Genomic DNA, 20,226 nt, shown 5'->3' with positions numbered 1-20,226 from the left:
CGGCAGTTCCATTAATTAAATTACAATTAATTATATAATATTTCTCCGCTCTTTAAAAGGATGTTTAACACAACATACCCATATTTTAAAGAACGTTTTTTCCATCTCAATCTTACTACTCTTCACAAAAAATACAACTCTTTTTAGCAAATTAAGCAATTTTTTTCTCAAAGAATAGAATAATGAAATAAAGCGTGTATTTTTCTCAATATTTCAGCGGGAATTTCATCAAGAAAACGGTTCCAACATTTTTATCACTCTTGACTTCCACTGAGCTATTGTATTTTTCAAGTAACATTTTTGTAATACTAAGCCCTAAGCCTGTACCACCGATTTGACGATTTCTTGCCTCATCAACTCGATAAAAGCGATCGAAAATAAATGGAATATTTTCCTCTGCTATACCAATTCCATTATCCTCTATCCTAAACAATACTTCCTTCCCAGAAACAGCTAGTGAAATTTGAATTTCAGGAATTATTTCACAATAGCGAATTGCATTTTCTATTATATTACGAACAATTTGGCTAAGTGCATTTTCTGTTATAAATATCCGCCCTATTTCCTCATCTTTCGACAGCGTTATTCGAGCTTCTGGATGAAGGAGCCTTGTCTCCTCAATAACCGCTTCTAGAACAGCTACTGCATCAGCCTCACTATCGATGTCTTTTTCTTCACGACGAGCAAGTTCTAGTAATTCTTCGATCATTTTACGCATTCGTGCAATTTCTGTTAATGAGGTATCAATAGATTCCTCTAAAATTTCTGGATCATCCTTTCCCCATCTTTTCAAAAGGGAGAGATGCCCTTCAATTGCTTGAATAGGTGTTCGTAACTCGTGAGAGGCATCTGCAACAAATTGTTGCTGCTGTGCAAATGAAATTTGCAATTCATTCATCATCGCATTGTACATTTTCAATAAATCACCTATCTCATCATGAGAGGTATAAGTTAATTGAATCGGTTCATTAAATCCTTTATCCATAACGGTTTTCATGGATGAACGTAACGCACGTAGTGGTTTCATTAAATAATTGGCAAGATAATAGCCAATAGATGCTGATAACAATAATGCTCCTAAGCCTGCTATTAGCATTGTCGTCAATAAATAGTGCATCAAAGACTGGAACTTTGATAATGGATGAATCACCTGAATATATCCTTGAAAGAAACCAAGTTGAATCGGTTCATTAATGACAAAGACATCTTTTTTATCAATCGTCATATCAACAATTTCCCCCATTGAGGTTAGAGGTGCAGCCTGAGAGGTATTATTAATACGAAGAATCTGAACGCCATCTGAATTAAACATTCTAATTGTTTGATCACGATCAGCAATAGAATCTATAAGACCTTTATTTTGCTTAATTTCCTGAACGGTAAGATTGGGTCCCTGTGACTCTAAAAAATACAACAAATCATCACTTGTTCGTTTGATTTTACTTGCCTCGTCATTTGATAGCCATGTATGAAGTGAAATATATACGACAATACAAATAATTGTGTAGCTAAAAAATATAACAGCACTAGATGTTAGCATCCATTTTCTTTGTAATGACTGATTGACTAAATAACCTCTCCATTTTTTCATTCACGCATCACGTACCCAACCCCACGAACGGTTTCGATATAGGCATTCATATCACCCGGTAGTTTTGTTCGCAAATGCCGAATATATACATCTACGACATTTGTCTCTATATCGGTATCATATCCCCAAACAGAGGTTAAAATTAGCTCTCGTGTACAAACTTTATTTTTATGCTCTATTAATAATTTGAGTAAATCATATTCTGTTTTCGTTAAATCAAGCTTATTCCCTTGTACAAAAACTTCATAAGCCGCTACATCCATTTCGATATCACGAAAATGTAATGATCCACCCACTTTTTCATCAGGTGTCACCCGACGTAAAATAGTACGAATTCTAGCTAATAGTTCTTCAATAGCGAATGGTTTTACTATGTAGTCATCTGCACCAGCATCTAAGCCAGCTACGCGATCCATCACAGCATCTCGTGCTGTTAACAATATAATAGGTACCTTTGACTGTGTACGTATTCGACGACAAATTTCAATTCCATTAATACCAGGAAGCATGACATCTAGTAACAGCACATCAAAATTTTCAGATGCAGCTAGCGCAAGTCCTTCACGTCCATCAAAAGCGACTAATACATCATAGCCTTCATGTTTTAATTCTAGCTCCACAAAACGAGCGATATGCTTCTCATCTTCCACCAAAAGTATTTTTTTAGGCATTTCATCACCTTCTATTCCAAATTAATTATAAGGGGTATTCTCCTTAATACTGTTATAGCATACCACCAAACAAAAAGTCTGTACCACAAGCAACTACTTGTAGTACAGACTTTTTTAACTCCATTCAGCGGGTGTCCAAATATCCGCTGAAATAGAGGAACTCAGTCTAAGAACGCCACGTCCTGTGGCAACGACTAAGTGACCAACTTCATGCTGTTGCTGCTGACGCTTCGCTTTCGCGCAAAAAACATCTGTTGGCCTATAGCCTACGGCGGATGTCACGAAATTATACTGAGACATAATTGATTAAGTGTTAGTAATATAGAGATTATTTTTTCCGATTTGCTTCGCTTTATATAATGCTTGATCTGCTAAATCTAGCAATTCATTTAATGTTTGGCCGTGATCCGGATAGTAAGCGATACCAATGGAGGCTGTTGGAGCAAAGTGATGTCTTTCGATCGTCCAGCCTTTTTTTAGTTCATTACGGATGCGATCAATAATATCCATCATTTGAGTATGTCTTTTCTTATCATCCCGAGTTAACCCTGTTAAGACGACAATAAATTCATCGCCACCCATACGAATCACTAAATCGTGATTACGTACCGCAGTAATTAATACTTGACCAAACTTTCGGATAAAATCATCCCCCGTGTCATGGCCATGCCGATCATTTACATTCTTAAAGTCATCCCCATCGATATAGAGCATAGCTAAACAATCATTATGTTCTTTTGCTTCTGCCAATAATTTCGGGAACTCCTTGTTTAAAAAACGACGATTTGGTAGTTGAGTTAACGTATCGTGATAGGCTAAATATAATAGATCATTCTCTCGTTCCTTACGATGAGTAATCTCACGCGACACCATCATAATTTGTGAAACTTTTTCACGATTCGGATCATGAACAACTGTTACGTTTCCTTCAGTCCAAACAGGCGTACCGTCCTTTGCCTTTAGTAGTAGCTCAAATTGTGTTTCCGTTTGACCCGAAAAATTATTTAGAAACGTTTGCCAAGCCTTCTTGCTTTGTTCATCGACAATGTAATTGTAAAACTGGCCTTGTAATTCTACATTTTCGTAGCCTAAAAAAATCTCATAGGAGGGCGAGGCATAAATAATAATGCCATCTTCGTTTGTAATGACAATCAAATCATTTGTATTTTCTGTAATTAGACGGAATGTGCGTTCAATATTTTTCAATTCCGTTAACATTCTTTTCTTGTCCGTAATATCATAGTTAATGGATAAATATTTTTCTGTCTCGCCAATTTCATTTTTCAATGGAACTATCGTTGTCTCTACCCAAAAATCAGCATGGAATTTTGTACGATAGCATAGCTCCCCTCGCCAAATACTCCCCGATTCAAGTGTTTTCCTAATTAATTGTACTAACTCATCTGTATAGTTACGAGGCTCGATTAATTTAAAAGAAGATTGACCTATTAGCTCTTCTGCTATGAAGCCGGTTGCATTTAAAAACAAATCATTCACTTCTAAAATTTTTGCCTTTCTATCTAAAACAGCAATGGAAGCTGCCGAATTGAGAGCAGCCTTAAAAACCTCTAAACCATGAGATTTCGAGCGTAACTCTGCCTTTTGTTCGGTGAATTGTGTGCAATCCTGCATGATCAGAAAAATAGCAAATGAGTTATCCCCCTTCATAACTGGGGATAGTGAAACTAAATACACCCGCTCTTTTTTATCCAGTGTATGAAGTTTAATCAGTTTTTCACCAATGTTTTCGCCCGTAGCTGCTCTTTGTAAATAGTTTTGTATGTTTTCTACTTCATCTTTAGGAACAATTGGTAGATCAACGAATAATTGCTGTTTAACCGATTCAGTATCTAATTCAAAGTCTTCTGTGAAGCTGGAATTCACTTCAAAAATAGTCCCTTCTGCTGATAAGATGACCGTCGAAAAGAAGGCATGATCAAACATTGAACGCAGAAATAAAAACTTATCTTCGATGCTACGATCATTGAGAATCTCTTTTGTTATGGCTAAAATATAGTCTTCTTTATTGTATTTAAACGGCCGAACTGATGTCTCATATTTACGAATCTCTGATTTATAATAAGCATAATCCACATAATCAACTTGACTATGCATCGAAATCGCTCGATTGTAATTTTCTTGAATTGTAGTGAAATTGCGACTCGAGGTAAGGGTAGAAAGCATTTTCCCATTCGCCTCATGTGGTAACAAAGCTCTAGCTGCTTGATTTAAGCGAATATATTGATAATCGTCTCCCGCTTTTTTCATTAAAAAGACAAAGTCTTTGCCAATAAATAATTCATTAAATAAGACTTCACTTAAAAGATATTCCATGCTGTCACCCCATAAGTCGTTAATATTAATATAAAATTTTCATATAGTTTTTATTCATACCAAAAAATCAATACTACTATTATAACATAATTTAAAAGAACCACTCTTTTCGAATTGGAAAATTTATATCCTTTTTAGGATATTTTTTGATATTTTACCTCTTTCGAAGAAATAACATAATCCTAAAGAAACATTATTTCGTTTAAAAATTGATATTTTAGACTTAATACTCTTAAAAATTATGTATTAACAATTTATAACAATGTACGTAATGACCGACTTTTCAGAATTCACTGATGCAGAAACTTATTTTTTGTTTTAGCGAGGAAAATGATTGCATAAAGCAGTGTGATTGTTATATTATATTAAAAAAACTAGCCTTTTTTCGGTATGGTCGAAAAATCAGTAAGACTGCGGGAGATTATGGATATCATAGTTTTAACGTCTAGTTCTTTGGGTTTTAATTCCAGTACGAATTTTAGTTTTCTTCTTTATGTTTTAAAGGAATTGTTTTAACTACCCTAGTAAAGGAGGCGTTTCGTATGCTTAAACATCGAGACCTACATGAATGTACAGAGCTTTATGAGCTATTATCACACCCTTCTGTCTTCCCTTTTGTCCGTCAAAAAGCCACATCCGCTGATGAATATTGGTTTATGACAAAACAACTGATTGAAGAAGAAGCGAAGGGACTCGCTATTTCAAGGACAATTACTGATGATTGGGGTCAACCAATCGGCACCATTAGCATTCATGATGTTGAGGATGGTGCAGGCTTTTTAGGAACGTGGATTGGACTCCCTTATCAAGGGTTAGGTTATAACCAAAAAGCTAAAATGCTTTTTTTGAATGAACTATTTTATGATTATAATTTCCATACGGTATTTCTCCGTATTCGTGTTGAAAATATAAAATCGCAGCGTGCAGCCTTAAAGCTACCCTATGTTATGAGCGCAAATGAAAGTCACCCAACATTATTAGCACAGGTTAACAGAGGCGAGGCACAATTTGATTTGTATAAAATTCCAAAAGATTTGTTCTATCTTACAACTGCCAATCAAATGGCAGAAGGCGAAGAACAAGCGATGTAAATTCCATAAAAAAAAGCTATGTGCGCTGTCTTCATGACAGACACATAGCTTTTTTGAGCTTTGCTACATAGTATTGCTGTAATTGTGATTTAGTAAAAGGTAGTGATTCCGAATAAAAAGCCTACTTTTTATATTGTAAAATCAATTTCGCCATTTCTTCTGGCGTTTTCGGTTTTTGCGTTTTTTCCATCGTTGCAACCATTTCTGTTTTGCGCTCTGTTAACACATGAACCGATTTTCTAAAGGATTCCTTTGTTAACTCTTCCTCTTGTAACACTTCTGCGTAGCCTTGTCTTTTAAATAAGTTAGCATTTAATATTTGGTCACCACGACTTTTTTGTGCAGATAACGGCACTAATAACATCGGCTTATGAAGTGCTAAAAATTCAAAAATCGAATTGGAGCCAGCACGTGAGACGATAAAGTCTGCCGCATGTAATAAATCCGGTAATTCTGTTGTCACATATTCAAACTGTTTGTACCCAGACATAGATTCAAATGATTTGTCGTAATTCCCCTTACCGCACAAATGAATGATCTGAAACTGTTTTACAAGCTCTGGTAAATTTTGACGAAGTGCATCATTCAAGACAACGGATCCTAGACTTCCCCCCATCACAAGAAGAACCGGTTTTAATGTGGTAAAGCCACAAAGAGATAACCCTTTCGCTCGATCTCCCGTAAATAACTCTTGGCGAATAATGGAGCCTGTGCACGTTGCCTTTTCTTTCGGTAGGTGCTGTAATGTTTCCTCAAAAATCGTAAAGATGTGTGATGCAAATGGTAGCGCAATTTTATTGGCCAAGCCAGGTGTCACATCTGATTCATGAATGACTACTGGAACACCAGCAAGTTTCGCAGCCATCACAACAGGTACAGAAACAAAGCCACCCTTTGAAAAAATGACTTGGGGCTTTACTTTTTTAATAATACGAAAAGCCTGCATCATTCCAGCAAGCACTTTAAATGGGTCTGTAAAATTTTTCATTGAGAAATAACGGCGCAATTTCCCGCTTGAAATACCGTAAAACGGAACACTAGGAAATGCCTCACCTATTAATTCTTTTTCAATGCCTTGGTCTGAGCCAATATAATGGACATCATAACCTAGTTCTTGTAAAGACGGGAGTATCGCTTGATTGAGCGATACATGACCAGCTGTCCCTCCACCGGTTAAAATGATTGTTTGTTGTTTCACATAAATTCTCCTATTCCATCAATTATGCCCCGGCATAATTGCGTCCGGAACCGGCTTTGTGTTTACACAAAGAACTCCTTTCCGATTCCGTGACATCCGCCGGAGGCTTTAACTTATTTCAGCGGATGCTTGGATACGCACTAAAAAGTAACTTAAACTCGTATTCATCTCGTCACCTATATAGGTGGTGACTTTCGCTGAAAGAAGTTAAAAGCCATTGTAGCCATCACAACTTTTGTATACAGTCTTTTATTTTACTATATGCGAACAAAAAGATACAGATGAAGCTTTTAACTTCTTTCAGCAAGTGTTTTATGTAGCGAAAGCGAAGCGTCAGCTACAGATGTCTTTTGTACCGAAAGTGTAGCGACAGGTACAGGTGTCCAATCATCTGCTGAAATAGAGGAACATCGTCCGACCTAATTATGTCGAGGCATATTTGATTTTTTCAACTTTCCTCTAATTCGTATGCTATACTAATTAATTAATTATGTTAAAGAAGGAAGATTATACACTATGAATCAAACAACTACGTTAAAAGAAAAATATGCATTAATCTTAAAAATTATCGTACCTATTTTAGTGACGCAAGTAGCTATTTATCTTATTTCTTTCTTCGATATTTTAATGTCGAGTCGGTACGGTACCGCTGACCTAGCTGGAGTGTCAATCGGCTCCTCTATATGGATGCCTATTTACATAGGGTTATCCGGAATTCTCCTTGCGATCACACCTATTGTCTCACAACTTGTTGGAGCTAAAAAAGAGATGGCAGCAAAGAAAGCTGTTCAGCAAGGCATCTATGTAGCCATCGTTCTAGCAATACTTATTTTTATTGCGTTATTAGTCGGAATGGATTGGATTCTTGGCAATATGGATTTAGAAGCGTCTGTACATACTATTGCTAAATCCTATGTTCATGCGATGTGCGCCGGACTTATACCACTCTTTTTATTTTTTGTCATGCGCTGTTTTATCGATGCGCTTGGGCAAACTCGCGTTACAATGATTATTACATTACTTACAACACCTATTAATATTGTGTTGAATTATATTTTTATTTTTGGCAAGTTTGGTGCACCTGAGCTTGGCGGAATCGGTGCAGGCGTTGCTACAGCGATTACATACTGGCTTGTTTTCTTGATCACCGTTTGGATTATCGCTAAACGTGTGCCCTTTGAACGCTTCCGCCTATTCCATGACTGGCCAACATTTGAATGGCTTCGTTGGAAGGAAATTTTAATCATTGGCGTGCCAATCGGAATATCCTTATTTGCAGAAACGAGTATTTTTTCTGCTGTCACGATGATGATGAGTAGCTTTAGTACAGAAATTATTGCAGCTCATCAAATAGCTTTAAATTTCACTAGTTTAAACTTAATATATATTTCTTCTTTTAACCTCTATGGGCGTAGTTATATTAAAACCGCTAAGCTGGAGATAACGAATCTGTGTTATCCGCTTAGCGGTTATTTTTATTTTGTCCGGCAACAATTTTTCTCTCATGTATATAGTATATGTGTATTAGGCGTATTAGGTATATATTATATATACTACATATACCTATATTATATAAATACACTCAATAGATATTATTTGTTTACTTTGTTTACTTATATAAGAGAATCCTTTGACCGCAAGAGTTCGGTATTCAAAGAAACGGCAACAAAGTCTGTTTACCCTCGTTGCCTTTGTTTACCCACTTCATCGCTTTAAAGCATTGACATTTGTTGCCTTTTTGGAGTTTGTTGCCCCTAAATTCTAAAGTTTGTTTACCCTACAATCTGTAAAAAGTGGTATAGTTTAAGCGTGTAGATACAGATGTGAAAGGTGGATATTCGATGTACGCGATAGAACAAATAAAAGAATACTTAAAGCCTGAAGGCCGGATCGTGTTAAGTAACCTAAAGAAGGAAATTAAAATGATAGGTGAACAAGTACAAGACGACGAAATTGTTGAAAATGCTGGAATTGCCGTTCGTGGATTAGGTGGATTAAAACAATATTTAGCTGTACTTACATCAAATAGATTATTAACTACAGATAAGCAAAAAAACTTCTTATCGTATGATTTAGATAAGATTAGCAATATAAATTTCAACAAAAAATTAACTACTACTGAAATGGGTTTCACTTATGATAATGAAGAACATACACTAAGTTTTAATAATGTTGATTTAAGCTTAGCTTTTTTATCTGAAATACAAAATGCTTTAGGAATCCTTCCTCCAGTTCAAGAAGAAACTGAAAAAAGGCAAATAGTGCGTGTTATGAAGCCTATTAAAATGAACCTCGAAATTCTTAACGGTAAGGATCTGTTGAAGGGTCAAGGTAGTAATTTCAAACTTTCTCAAACAAAACCTGGTTATATAGATATTTCAGTAAATAGTGGAGAACCAGAAACATTAAATTTAATAAAATGGGAACGTGTCGAGAACATTCAAAAGAGTGCGTTTGATATTGCTGGTTGGTCATTAATCGGAAGTACTTTCGGTAATGCTGGTTCAATTGCTGGGGCTATGGGTGCTAATATCGGCAAGGATAAATCGATGGCCACTCTTTTCCTTAAACGAGAAAACGATGAAAAAGTACCTTTAGTTATTAAATGTGATAAGAAGGATTTAGAGAAACTCTCACTATTAATAGTTGCTGAAAATGATCATGAAGTTGAAATTCCCCAACCAGTAGTACAAAATCAAATTAGCGCAGCTGACGAAATACTAAAATTCAAGCAATTGTTGGATGATGGGATTCTTCTCAAGAGGAATTCGATACTAAAAAGAAACAGCTATTAGGAATCTAAATCACAAGACCACTCAATAAGAGTGGTCTTTTTGTTAATTTAGTTGAATGTCTTCTTTAATACGATGAACCTTAAAGGAGAAGAGGCTAACAAGGTTTATTAACATACTAGTTAATATAGTAATTCACTAAGTCATGACGAAGTTTTTTAATTAATTCATCTTCATTCATTGACATGGAGTATAAGTCGCCATCCTCAAAAACATTGTTATTTGCTTCATCATAACTATTTGCAAATTCAATAACATATGATTTTAATCCTTTAATAAAAGTAACTTTGTAATAAATACCACTATGTAAAAAAAGTGTAGTACTATTTACTCTAACTTTTTTAAAACCTAATTCCTCAAATAACGATTCAATTTTTTTCTTTAATTCCATAAACTCATCCTTATGAATTATTTAATGATGTTCCCTTGCATATCATACCGAACTGTTCCAGTTTTACCTGAAGAAATCTTCCAATATGGAACTCCACCGTGGTGTCTACTACCAGGATGATATTGTAAGATTCTATCACCACCCCATGTAACTTTAAATCCACCACCCTCTTCGAAAGGCTTTCCTTTTAATGAACCTCCACTGAGAGGTTGCGGGTTATACCCATTCTCTTTTAAATATTTGTGGAGGTCTTTAGGTTTAACCCCTTTTAATATACTTGGGTCATTTAATATATCGTCTAAATCTTTTATATTACTTAAATCATTTTCACTACCCTCGTTGGAATCACCATCTTCAACATTCCCTCCTGCCTCCTCTTCAACATCTTCTTCAAGTTTAATAGTTATCAATTTTTCTGCATCCCATACAGATTCAACTTTAAGTACACCGGTGGGGCCTGTAAGAATAGATTTTCTGACTACTCGACCATTATCATGGGTCTTTATAATGCTTGAAGGGTTATTGTAAGCATCTGACAAGTTATCAAGAACAAGTTTTTTACCTTTTCCATCATTAAAAATTCCGATGCTATTTAACTGTATTTCTAAAGCCAGAGAACGCTCTATATGGTTTTTATTCCCCGTTGCATTCCCAAAAATGTACTCTAATTTTTTACCGAAATAAGGTATGCCCTCACATACACCTGAATCTACTTTCATCTCTTCATTCGGCTCATTACAATCTCGCTCTTTATCGTCAGGGTCTTCCTCCGGGTCAGTGTCTTTTCCTGGATCAAGATTTTCTCCCGGCCCTTTACCCGGAATCTCATACGGTGGATTATGCGGATTATCAGCAAAAGGGTCACCCAAAGGAACAATAATTGGTACAGGTTCTGCAGATGGCATTACTCCCGGTATCTTACCTACATCTGGCACTTCAACAACAGTTGTTAAAGGCTCTGGAATATTACGAGCTGGAACGTCTGTAGGTTTAGGCACAAAATCATATTTTTCTAATGGAGGGATTTTTGTTTTATCCCACAAAAAATCATTTTTTTGTATAAACGGTTCACCTTGCCAAGACCTATATTGTTCTTCATAAAAAATCTTTACATCCTTTGATGAATAATCTTCAACTTTTGTAATGTGAAAATATAAAGCTGGATCATCTTTGTAAGTACTATTCAAAAAAGTCAACCTATCAGACGAAAGAATCCAAAGCACATCAATTTTCCACCAACCATCTTTTTCGTAAAATGAACCATAACGTATACCAAAACTAGGATTATAAGATATACCCTCATATGTACGATAGCCATCAGCCCAATACTGCATACGAGTTTTATCCAGTGCATTTTGTTGTATATCAAGACCAACCTCAGCACCAATCCATGCAGCCATACCAAACCAAGTTGCATTAACTAAAACTTTTCCAAAGCCCGGTACTTCATCCAAAGGAGTAGGAGTAACAGAACTTTTTTTTATAGTTTCAAAAGCCTCCCACAAATCTTTGTTACGTCCTGTAGCTTCATCGATTCTCCATTTTTCATAGGCTTTCATATTCCAAGCGTCAAAAGCTCTTTCTTTTGCTTCACGATTTTCAAATTTAACTCCGGCACGTTCCATTGTTCCAATCACTGTAGCTTTAAGCGCATTGCTACCAACAACACTAAATGCGTCTGCACGTACTGGATGCATGAAAATAATATTTATAAACAAAATCAAACTAAAAAAGCAAAATGCAACTTTTTTCATTCCCAACTCTCCTTTCCAACATCAAATAACATTTACGTCCAATTTTACCATAAACAACCTCAATAAAGGAATGATAAATAAGTAAAAATACCCTGTATCGAATGAATCTAATTACTTGTTAGATCGCAGCTGATAGAGCATGTTATAAAGACATTCCAATGCGAATAAACAAAAAAGACCAGGTACTCAATTTTTCACTTGAGCGCCTGGTTTATTTATTTTGGTAACTTAATAATAATTTTTCCACCTGTGTTTTCAGTGCTTGTTTTGTATATAAATACTTCACCTCCTACAGCTATATCCCATAATTGGTTGACTACCAAAAATATTTACGTTATCCTAATATTGTAATATAATAATATTTTTAGGAGGTTTTTATTTTGAAGAAAAAATTATTACTTGTACCTGTTATCTCTCTAGGATTGTTTGGTGGCTTAACTGGTGGTGTATCAGCAGCGGAAACAGAAAATACAAACCAAATTCAAACTCTTTCTACTATAAATACATACAGTAGTATTCATGATCGAGCTTATGAACTAAAGAATGGAGGCAGCGGAAACTCCTATACTAACACTTATAATCCTATTAAATATTATAAATTTTATTTCGATGGTAATGATGGTCTCATTGTAACTTTTGATAGTAAGGGCTCTCATAAACTAAGTGTTTTAAACGGTAACTTTATAGAAATTGGAACGGACAGAGATGTTATACTAGCTAATGATTTAACTAACGGTTGGAATTATATTGAAGTAGTAGATACAAGACCTAGTGCTGGCGCATCATACTATGATTTAAAAATAAAGTGGTATTAATTTGTTATAATAATATTTTTTAATATATATTTAAATTTATGAACTTAGACCAAGACGGCAATTAAGCTATCTTGGTCTTTACATTTTAGTTACTACGCTGTGCAATGATAAGTTTCAAGCCTTCATAATCGCCATTTGTCATTGTGCCAGCGTCAAATTTATCTAACCATGACTTATCAATCAGCTTTTTATCTACTGCTTGCTTAATTAGATCACGTACCGCACCTTTAGTTGCCTCGTTTGTGAATTTCATTTTATCATCATCCTTTTCAACTTGAATTATTGTAAATCCAATATGCGCGGCCAATACTTTTGCTACAGCTTGGCAAATCGCTTGAAAATGTTTGTCCATCAACTCAACATCTTTTTTGCTAGTAACAAATCCAAACTCAATTAAAATAGCCGGCTCGTAAGTTCGTACTAGTACACCTAAATCTGTGCGTTTTTTAGCTCCACGATTTTTCAAACCACTAGCGTTACATATAGCCTCTACTACTTTTTGAGCAACAGTAACCTGATCATAGTAAAGCACTTCGGCTCCGATGCCTTGATCTGTTACAGAACCACTCGAATTAAGATGACCAGATACAATAAATCCGTTAGTATCTGCATTATGATGAATGATTAAGTGGTTAATATTTTGAGTTTGATTTTTAGAAATTTTATCTTCGTAATACGTCGATGGCACACCATTAGACATACAAATATCATAAATACGTTTAATAAATTTACGAGCATATTGTACTTCGTCAACAATACCACGTGCTCCAGTTCCATCCCCGTAATGTCCTACGTGGAATTCTATTTCTTGTGGTTTTGTCATTTCACTCACCCTCTCCTGATTTATCCTTCACAATCGATAAAATGCTTTTAATAAAGTCCGGCATTGGTAAGCCCATCTTTGTACCGTTCTCCGTGATAGAAATAAATTCGAGTACACAGAATGCAATTGCTGCCCCATCACCTGCGTACTTGATACCTGGAATCACTAGCGATAGTAAATACACTGATCCGACTAGCATTAAGTAATAAATTTTTCGTATGATACCGTTGAAACCTACTCGACTGTTTAGGTTTTGATTTACAACACCTGACAAAATACCAGTTATATAATCAATTGCCATAAAACCTATTAATACTGTCACTGCCATCCCTAAACCATTTACTGAATAAGACACCAAAGTGCCGATTACTCCACTTACTCTTGCTACCCATCTTTCCATTAACATCATTCCTTTGCCCTTTTTAATGAAAATAAAAAGCTATGAGAAGCATCGAGATTCAGTAACACGTACTGTTGTCCATCTCAATTGCTCTCATAGCGCATAATAAAAACCTTCAACATATATGAAAGGCGTATTATTTTTCTTTTTTAGAATACTTTCGCATCAAATTCTCATTGATTTTTATACAAGTTGCGTAAATATATGATAAATAACAAATTAATAATACAATACCAAAAAGCACTTTATAGAATAGACCTTCAACATTCATGCTTTTCCAAATAATAACTAAACTAAAACTCATTATACATATCAACGCAAAAATAATTAATATAAATGAAGTATTAATAAATTTATGTCCTGGTAGGTATTTTTTCACCATTATAATCTTCAATTCTTTATCCAATACCGAATTAATTTCAAAATGCTTAAAAAATTCATTATCCCTAGAAGTTAAAACTCTATTTTTATTAATTCTCTTTTCAATCTCCCACTCGTGCTCCGAATCTATAAAGGAGAACTTAAATTTAACACTTAATACATTGAACAATGGAAATACAATTATAAAAATTATTAATGTACTTATTATACTAATAATTGCTAATCCTATAATTTGAACCTTTTTAAAATCATTAGGTAATCCATAAAATGTGTAAAAAGACAAAAATAATACAAAACTAATTATTAAAATTTGAGAAAAAAATATCAATAATCGCTTCGAAGGTACCATAAAAACCTTTTCCACAGCTTTTAGATTAAATGAATCTACACCTAGTTTTAACATAACTATTAAAAATGGAGCTATTGATGCAAAAGGTACTAACGATTTAATATTTATTCCTGATAATAATTCAAAGAAATTCATCTCTTTCTTTCCTCCAATCTAGAGGTAAATTCGACAAAAAGAAAGTTTTCCCTTCTTTATTAGACAAATATAATTTTTGTTTGAAGCTATTTCTTCAACTCATATTTGAATGCATTGATTTCACGTCTAATTTTGCTGATAAATGTTGGTTTGTCATTATCAAATACAACCTCGATTTTCCGTTTACCGTATTCATAAATAATTTTAGCCGCTGTAATTCGAGTATCCATCGTGACACCCCAGCCATTATCACGTACGGTCACCATGTCCCCTATACTGTAATCTCTATCTAATACTAAACGTGATGTAGTAAGTATCTGTCCGCCAAAAAAAGTTTCTTGAGCATGTTCAGATAGCTTTTCATTACCACGCTTATTTAAATTAGCTACAACCTTTTCAACAGGAAGTGGCTCCCCGTCTTCATCTTCTTCCGATATATCACGAGCATCTACAAACATCTCATATCGGTCAGCACCTGTAGAATCACCAATAGAGATGATTGTGCGTTCTACACCTTCACCTTGCCCTGCAACAACGGCAAAGTTCTTATAATCCAAGTCACTTTCAGTGTACTCAAGAGATTCAATTGTTCCGAATTCTGTCGAGAAAATAGCTTGTGGAAGATCTAGTTCATTTGCTACTAGGTTTCTTCCTTCTTGTACAGTGAATACAAAACGCTTATTTTTATAATCGAGCTCAATGTTCCAGCCTAACCCGTGTAGCTCTGACAATTCTTTCAGCTTTTCATTTAATGCATCGTACCTCGAATTTTCTTCAATGACTGGACCTCTATTTTTGTTGGTGCCAAGCACTAATCGTGGGAAGATACGAGCCGGATCACTTGGGTTAATCATCTGCGTGTTCACAAAATGCCTCATTACTGTTTCTACATTGCTTTTCTCACTTTCGTGAGTCTTACCTGTCGCTGGATAGATAAGACGTTGAGACGTAAAGGTTTTTAATGATAAGGCTTTAATAGTCCAGTTCTCTGTTTGCTTGCCGTTTTCATCAAGTTCAATCTCTCGGTGTCTAATGATATAAGCTTGGTCTAAGCGATTGTAAGGGAAGATGATATTACCTTTAACTAATTTGTCGGCATGCTGTAAGTATCGGTTAATTCGAAGCTCTAACTCTCCGATGTCTGACCATGAAATGCCTATTTGAGCTGAAGAGTATCGGTCAACTTCGCCTAGTAAGTTAAAATCATTATCGATAATTCTTAAAGGGATATTTTGCACGTGTTTTCTCCTTTCGAAGGCATAATAAAAACCCTCCACAATGTGTGGAAGGCAAGTTCTCAAGCGTTTGGGTTTATTTGAGCTCCCTCAATCTGAGAATGCTTAATATTTTAGATTTAATTGGATAATACTAATTTCACAAATTCTTTATCTACTTCTTCAAAACTTAAAAATCCCTCTTTCCTTCTATTTGAATAATTTAGTTTTAAATAATCTTTTATAATTTTTTTAAAAACTTTTCTTACTATTTCATCTAAGCCAGTACTTATCTCACTTACTTTTGAAACGTCAGTATAGTTTATATGTGATCCATGAACAAACTTTGATCTAAAATCATATGCCTTTTTTACACTGTTAAAGAGATCCATTTTCTCATCAGAATCCCCTCCTAATAAAGCGGCTACTCTTTCAGAAACTTTATAAGTATTTTCACCATTCACTGCACATAATATTTCTAAAATCGTAATATAACTAGCAATTTTCGCAGGTAAAAATGATTCTTGTCTAGCAATATCTAAATACAAAAATGCCCTACTTAAACTAGTGGTTTCACTGTACGGAAATAAACTAATATTTACAATTTCATCGGGTTTTATTTCTTTCTCACCACTTAATTTAATAGCATGAGTTAAGAGTACTTGAGCCCAATATTCAGCCTCTTTGATTTCATCATAAGTAAAGGAAACATCTTTAATTCCTCCATCAGAAAAAGTGTAGTATTCACCAGTTATGAGAATTTGAGGTGGAATCTCCTCATCACTAGATATCGTTGTAGAATACGGTATTACTGAGTTATCTTTAATAAACCAAAGAGACATTATAAAATATTTACTTTTCGTAAAATGAATATGCATTTCTGTAGTTCTTATTGATAGGTTAGTAGGACACTCTTTATACTTTACTATGCATGCGAAATTATTCTTCACTTGCTTTGCGTGCACTAAGCCAAAACTCTCTACATATTGATAACTTCTTACTATTTCCTCTTGATCTTCACTATCATTTGATAAGTAAATTTGTCCATTATCTATCGAAAAAAGTATACTATCTTTGTAATTTTCTATTTTAAAATGTCGCAATGGAGTTAATAAATAATCCATATAACCTCTCCTTTCCATCTACTTAATTCGACGAAAAGGAAAGGATTACCTTCAAATTTGGACAAAAAAATAACGCTAGCTTATGCTGCGTTTACTTGTTTTCGTTATTTAGTAATGCTTGTACAGCTTCTCGCCACAACAACGGCACCTGATCAACTGTTCGCAAATTCATTTTAATTAAATCCCAATATAATTTTGCCATTATATATCCCCCTTAGTTGCTATTAATTCTGCCAATTCCGCAATAGCTAATTGATTTTCTATTTTGTCTTGTTGCTGTGCCTCTGCTGACTCTGCTAGTGCTAACATTAATGTTTTATTTTCTTCTTTAAGTTTCTCATTTTCAGAAACTAAACGCTGTAGTTGCTCTGATAGTGGAATATCAAAGATTGGATAATCAAATAGTAACTGTCCTGTCTTTATATCAACCTTCCAACTATTTGCGATTTCGAAATCGCTACGGTATTGACCATACGGTAGCTGAATGAAGTTGACCATCTCTGGATTTCTTACGGAAAGCACACCAAACATGATGAAATCTTGCTCTTTTGTGGTTTCAACTGCATCGACATTATTTTGCTCTGGAATAGTCAAAATGACCTCACCTGTGGTTCTGTCGAAATATAATTTTGGTCCTATCATTGTAGACCCTCCTTTAGAAGTTTTTCTCAAATACGCCAAGTGGTGGTGTTCCACCGAAGCACAATAAAAACATCGAATTATTAACATACATGCCGTTACTTGATGATCCGCAACTTATATACAGTCTTATGATGTCGGTCCCTAACACTGTAGTGTTTATTGTGAATACAGTTGACGACGATGAATTGGTGCTATAATTTCCTTGCCCTATTGTTGCACCATTTTTGGTAACATAAGCATAGACTTTATCATTTAATCCACCACTATATTTGGCTAGATCAAACACTAGCGTAACATCGCCATAGAAATTTGGGTATATCGACTTCGCAAAATCCCATGTCGTTCTACTCGTTTGTGATAGATCATATACACCTGCTACCACTGTTGTTCCATGTGATGGTGCAGGATATGTTGATGCGTCTCCAGTGACCCCGAATATATTGACACCCTTCTTTATGTTTGCAGGGATCAAGTTAGGGCTACCTACTACATAACCCGTTCCGTCATGAACACCTGCCGTGATAGCTTGGTTCACCGTACTCGGCGTGATTATTTGTTTTCCGACTTCCACCTCACTCTCACCCTGTAAGATAAAAGCCCCATCACGATAACGAACTGTATAAACGCCCTTAGCTTTCCCATTATTAAATGCTGTGCCATTCGCCTTCTTGATAGGGATAGCACCTAATCCATTTATGTTTAATGACATTGCTGCAGTACTGTTTGATTTAACAGGAAATGACACACCCAAGCCATTTTTATAGCTTGTAAGACCGTCAATTGTTGCAGTTAATGCGTTTGCTGTACCACCTACTGTTTCGATCCACTTGATATGCGAAACATCGTCAGCTATATGAGTTCCGACCGTTTGCTCTAACGCTAATATTCTTGTTGCCAAATTTGCAGCGACATCACCTTCTAAAATGTCTTTAATAGATTCAAACCATATTAAAAATTCCTGTTTTTGCGTCGACTTCCATGCATCGAAATCTGCCTTCTCTTGCGATTCCCAAATATCGAAATCTTGTTTCTGTAATGCCTGCCATGCTTCCATATCGTTCTCAAGCGTTTGTTTCTTGTTATTAAACCAATAATCCCATTGTTGCTGGAACACGCTAGTTGGTACGCTAATAAGCGAATAAACGATACCACATACATCTTGATTCATTCGTTCATCGATAAGTTTTAACGGTTCAAGCGTTGAGGTATTCTTTGTTAAACGAATCTGAGCTAAAGATAATTCAAATACGTATTGATCACGTTGTAAGGTTGGAGGTGCAGGATTTGTAGCTGATACCCCTTCTTTTACGAACAATCTAATGTATCGTGCGTTATTTCGTTTATCTAATCGCAAGACGATGCGGTCAATACGGTCTAGATTCGGCTCAGGTAATCCGTGTGTTAAGAATAGTGGTGTTGTATTTTGATATTGATAACCTTGTATTAAAGCCTCTCCTGCCTCTACATACGTCTGCATGGTACCAGCATTTACTTTTACTTGTAGATTAGGTGTGCCGTCTTTATGTAACAGCCCACTAGACAAAACATTTGCAAAAAAATCCGCAAAATCACTCGCGTAGTGCCATCTCTCATCCCCTGGTGCACTATTAAAAAACTTAAATATTTCAGCCACATTTATCCCTCCTTATACTGCGTTGTAGCGTTTGTGATAGCTGATATTTACGACAGCCCCTTGGACATCATTGTCAGCTGTATAATTGATGTCGTTTTCTCCAAGTTGTAGTTTAAAAAAGATGCTATCTAAATCAAGCCAATTTATTACGTCTCTGCGTGAACCATCTATAGCTACAAACTCAACAGACTTCGTACCTGGTGTAGTATCAATCACCATCTTTTCGCCCTCAACTAATGTCTGATTGACCTTGATAAACTCTCCAGTTGTTACGTTTTCTATTTTTGGATTTTTAGCAGGACCATAAAACTCGATATAAAGTGGTGCTACCGCATCTCCGTCATTGTTGATAATCCGTCTGTCTCGTTGCATACCCATCTGAAATGGTCCACTAAATGGAAACTGAAACAACGGTTTGAATGCTGGCTCTTCATCGATTTTTAAACTACGCCAATACGGATCCGGTGCAACAAAATTAATCATGCCTTTTTGCAAGGTCTTAGCTCGGCCACCACCATCCGGGAAAACCGGCACGCTTGACGCGACTACTAAAATCTCACGTACTAGATAGTCATTTTCATAACGTAGAGTACCGGGACCAAGTTTAGGATTCGCGATACGCGCTACCTCTGTTCTGCGTCTTGATACTGTTTCGTACCCACCCTCATCTATTGCGTTTACGATTAGGAATGTAATGTCAATCGGTCTTTCCTCTAGCAATACATCAATTAAGGTACTTCCATCCTCATAAGGTACCCGTTGTGTTTGTAAGATGGCTGGTACATCACCGAGCCCTGTAATTTCTTGCAAATAAAAAGGAGGACCGCCAAATGTGACGACCTCTCCAAAACGATTGGTATATGTGACTATCTCCATTAGGCGACCTCT

The 20,226-nt window shown here is 35.5% G+C and carries 20 protein-coding genes; 4 read left to right on the top strand and 16 right to left on the bottom strand.

The window, feature by feature from the left end:
- Positions 1-205 precede the first annotated feature (205 nt).
- From ACFXN8_RS06660 to ACFXN8_RS06645, 4 genes are all read right to left on the bottom strand, one after another.
- Positions 206-1,591 carry an ATP-binding protein gene (locus ACFXN8_RS06660; RefSeq protein WP_386843819.1) on the bottom strand — a complete coding sequence of 462 codons (1,386 nt, stop codon included), beginning with the start codon at positions 1,589-1,591 and terminating at the stop codon, positions 206-208.
- Positions 1,588-2,262, bottom strand: coding sequence for a response regulator transcription factor (locus tag ACFXN8_RS06655; protein ID WP_386843817.1), 675 nt, complete (start codon positions 2,260-2,262; stop codon positions 1,588-1,590). The genes ACFXN8_RS06660 and ACFXN8_RS06655 overlap by 4 nt, the downstream gene beginning before the upstream one ends.
- A gap of 114 nt (positions 2,263-2,376) precedes the next feature.
- A complete protein-coding gene (locus tag ACFXN8_RS06650; RefSeq protein ID WP_386843815.1) occupies positions 2,377-2,544 on the bottom strand; it encodes a hypothetical protein in 168 nt (55 codons plus the stop codon).
- Between the two features lie 24 nt (positions 2,545-2,568).
- Positions 2,569-4,596, bottom strand: coding sequence for a diguanylate cyclase domain-containing protein (locus ACFXN8_RS06645; RefSeq protein WP_386843813.1), 2,028 nt, complete (start codon positions 4,594-4,596; stop codon positions 2,569-2,571).
- Positions 4,597-5,138: 542 nt separating this feature from the next.
- Between ACFXN8_RS06645 and ACFXN8_RS06640 the strand changes: the two genes are divergently transcribed.
- Complete coding sequence (locus tag ACFXN8_RS06640) at positions 5,139-5,687, top strand: GNAT family N-acetyltransferase (RefSeq protein WP_376074455.1); 549 nt, start codon at positions 5,139-5,141, stop codon at positions 5,685-5,687.
- A 121-nt stretch (positions 5,688-5,808) separates the two neighbouring features.
- Here ACFXN8_RS06640 and ACFXN8_RS06635 read toward each other — a convergent pair whose 3' ends face one another.
- Positions 5,809-6,885 (bottom strand): undecaprenyldiphospho-muramoylpentapeptide beta-N-acetylglucosaminyltransferase, encoded by a 1,077-nt coding sequence (locus tag ACFXN8_RS06635; protein WP_376074456.1) that lies wholly within the window; start codon positions 6,883-6,885, stop codon positions 5,809-5,811.
- Between the two features lie 516 nt (positions 6,886-7,401).
- On the opposite strand from ACFXN8_RS06635, the gene ACFXN8_RS06630 reads away from it, so the two are divergent.
- Positions 7,402-8,601, top strand: coding sequence for an MATE family efflux transporter (locus tag ACFXN8_RS06630; RefSeq protein WP_386843810.1), 1,200 nt, complete (start codon positions 7,402-7,404; stop codon positions 8,599-8,601).
- 125 nt (positions 8,602-8,726) lie between these two features.
- Positions 8,727-9,680, top strand: a complete 954-nt coding sequence (locus tag ACFXN8_RS06625; protein ID WP_386843808.1) for a PH domain-containing protein — start codon at positions 8,727-8,729, stop codon at positions 9,678-9,680.
- Between the two features lie 115 nt (positions 9,681-9,795).
- On the opposite strand, the gene ACFXN8_RS06620 is transcribed toward ACFXN8_RS06625, so the two are convergent.
- Positions 9,796-10,068: a hypothetical protein gene (locus ACFXN8_RS06620; RefSeq protein WP_386843806.1), complete on the bottom strand. Its 273-nt coding sequence runs from the start codon at positions 10,066-10,068 to the stop codon at positions 9,796-9,798.
- 17 nt (positions 10,069-10,085) lie between these two features.
- Complete coding sequence (locus tag ACFXN8_RS06615) at positions 10,086-11,822, bottom strand: hypothetical protein (protein WP_386843804.1); 1,737 nt, start codon at positions 11,820-11,822, stop codon at positions 10,086-10,088.
- A 380-nt stretch (positions 11,823-12,202) separates the two neighbouring features.
- Here ACFXN8_RS06615 and ACFXN8_RS06610 point away from each other — a divergent pair, with 380 nt between their 5' ends.
- Entirely contained in the window at positions 12,203-12,637 is a 435-nt protein-coding gene (locus ACFXN8_RS06610) for a hypothetical protein (protein ID WP_386843802.1), read from the top strand.
- An 85-nt stretch (positions 12,638-12,722) separates the two neighbouring features.
- Here the strand turns inward: ACFXN8_RS06610 and ACFXN8_RS06605 are convergent, their stop codons facing one another.
- The 9 genes from ACFXN8_RS06605 to ACFXN8_RS06565 form a co-directional block, all read right to left on the bottom strand.
- Positions 12,723-13,460, bottom strand: coding sequence for an N-acetylmuramoyl-L-alanine amidase (locus ACFXN8_RS06605; protein WP_386843800.1), 738 nt, complete (start codon positions 13,458-13,460; stop codon positions 12,723-12,725).
- Between the two features lies 1 nt (position 13,461).
- Complete coding sequence (locus tag ACFXN8_RS06600; RefSeq protein ID WP_386843798.1) at positions 13,462-13,860, bottom strand: phage holin family protein; 399 nt, start codon at positions 13,858-13,860, stop codon at positions 13,462-13,464.
- A 136-nt stretch (positions 13,861-13,996) separates the two neighbouring features.
- Positions 13,997-14,725 (bottom strand): hypothetical protein, encoded by a 729-nt coding sequence (locus ACFXN8_RS06595; RefSeq protein ID WP_386843796.1) that lies wholly within the window; start codon positions 14,723-14,725, stop codon positions 13,997-13,999.
- An 86-nt stretch (positions 14,726-14,811) separates the two neighbouring features.
- Positions 14,812-15,963, bottom strand: a complete 1,152-nt coding sequence (locus ACFXN8_RS06590; RefSeq protein WP_386843794.1) for a siphovirus ReqiPepy6 Gp37-like family protein — start codon at positions 15,961-15,963, stop codon at positions 14,812-14,814.
- Between the two features lie 116 nt (positions 15,964-16,079).
- A complete protein-coding gene (locus ACFXN8_RS06585; RefSeq protein WP_386843792.1) occupies positions 16,080-17,063 on the bottom strand; it encodes a hypothetical protein in 984 nt (327 codons plus the stop codon).
- A 91-nt stretch (positions 17,064-17,154) separates the two neighbouring features.
- On the bottom strand, positions 17,155-17,265 hold the full coding sequence (locus tag ACFXN8_RS06580) for a CD1375 family protein (RefSeq protein ID WP_386843790.1): 111 nt from the start codon (positions 17,263-17,265) through the stop codon (positions 17,155-17,157).
- Complete coding sequence (locus tag ACFXN8_RS06575) at positions 17,265-17,705, bottom strand: hypothetical protein (RefSeq protein WP_386843788.1); 441 nt, start codon at positions 17,703-17,705, stop codon at positions 17,265-17,267. The genes ACFXN8_RS06580 and ACFXN8_RS06575 overlap by 1 nt, the downstream gene beginning before the upstream one ends.
- Positions 17,706-17,718: 13 nt before the next feature.
- Complete coding sequence (locus ACFXN8_RS06570) at positions 17,719-19,338, bottom strand: hypothetical protein (RefSeq protein ID WP_386843786.1); 1,620 nt, start codon at positions 19,336-19,338, stop codon at positions 17,719-17,721.
- 12 nt (positions 19,339-19,350) lie between these two features.
- Positions 19,351-20,214 (bottom strand): phage tail family protein, encoded by an 864-nt coding sequence (locus ACFXN8_RS06565; RefSeq protein WP_386843784.1) that lies wholly within the window; start codon positions 20,212-20,214, stop codon positions 19,351-19,353.
- Positions 20,215-20,226 lie beyond the last annotated feature (12 nt).

This window comes from Lysinibacillus sp. NPDC059133 (assembly GCF_042755925.1).
Lineage (GTDB): Bacteria > Bacillota > Bacilli > Bacillales_A > Planococcaceae > Lysinibacillus.
Note: the sequence above shows the minus strand (reverse complement) of the source record. Positions and strands in the feature narration are given on the sequence as shown.